General features: G+C 55.2%; 1 protein-coding gene and 2 pseudogenes. All 3 read left to right on the top strand.

Annotated elements, in window-relative coordinates; genetic code table 11:
• Positions 1-149: pseudogene (gene rpl19e, locus PLA23_RS12050) on the top strand (50S ribosomal protein L19e); the annotation flags it as partial.
• Entirely contained in the window at positions 149-676 is a 528-nt protein-coding gene (locus PLA23_RS12045) for a 50S ribosomal protein L18 (protein WP_324475338.1), read from the top strand. The pseudogene rpl19e and the gene PLA23_RS12045, both read left to right, overlap by 1 nt.
• A 1-nt stretch (position 677) precedes the next feature.
• Positions 678-920 (top strand): annotated as a pseudogene (gene rps5p, locus PLA23_RS12040) (30S ribosomal protein S5); the annotation flags it as partial.
• Between the last annotated feature and the right edge of the window lie 130 nt (positions 921-1050).

Here is a 1050-nt window from a genome sequence, read left to right as displayed (position 1 = left end):
GTGCCCAGCGTCGTGTACTCCGTGAACTTCGTGAGTCCGGGGAGATCGATCGTTCGGTGTACCGGAAATTTTACCGTCGTGCAGCCGGAGGACAGTTCAGAACTGTTTCCCACATGAAGGCACAGATTGAGATTGGGAGGGAACAGTAATGGCAACAGGTCCACGGTACTTTGTGGCATTCCGCCGCCGGCGCGAAGGAAGAACCAATTATCATGCCAGAACACGGCTTGTTGTCGCAACAAAGCCCCGCATGGTAGTACGAAAGACCAACCGGCACATCATCTGTCAGATAGTCACTGCACACATGGAAGGAGATCGGACTCACGTTGCGGCAAATTCTTCAGAACTCCGGAAATACGGGTATGAAGGATCTCTCAGCAACACTCCGGCGGCATATCTTACCGGAATGCTCCTGGCAGTCCGGGCATTAAAGGCCGGGCAGGAAGGAGCCATACTGGATATCGGTCTTCACCGTGCCTCCCGTGGTGCACGGGTTTTTGCAGCCCTGAAGGGTGCAGTGGAGGCCGGATTTGATATCCCTCACAATGAGGAGATCCTTCCGGCAGATGAACGGTGCAAAGGTGAACACATAGCGACATACGCTCCGGACCGGGCTGGCAATCTTCCTGCAAATGTAGCAGCGACGGTTGATGCTATCATGGGGGAGCTGAACTGATATGGCATTTGACAAGTCAGAATGGGTACCCCTGACCGGCCTTGGACGGATGGTCCAGGCAGGGGAGATAAAGAGTATTGACGAGATACTCACCAGCGGGAAACCCATCAAGGAACCTGAGATCGTTGATGCATTCCTCCCGGATCTCGTCGATGAGGTGCTCGACATCAATATGGTACAGCGGATGACCGACTCTGGTCGCCGGGTAAAATTCAGAGCAGTTGTGGTTGTCGGAAACCGCGACGTCGTGGATTGTGTCCGGGGAAGGATCCTCGCGCTTGCCGAACAGCTCAACTGCGAGACTGCGGACGCCGCCCAATCCGAGCCCGGAAGGCACCGAAGCGTACTTGTGAGAGATCAGAGCGAGTAGCGGT

Origin of the sequence: Methanospirillum sp. (genome assembly GCF_035406105.1) — an archaeon.
Lineage (GTDB): Archaea > Halobacteriota > Methanomicrobia > Methanomicrobiales > Methanospirillaceae > Methanospirillum.
This window is presented reverse-complemented; position numbering and strand designations above follow the sequence as displayed.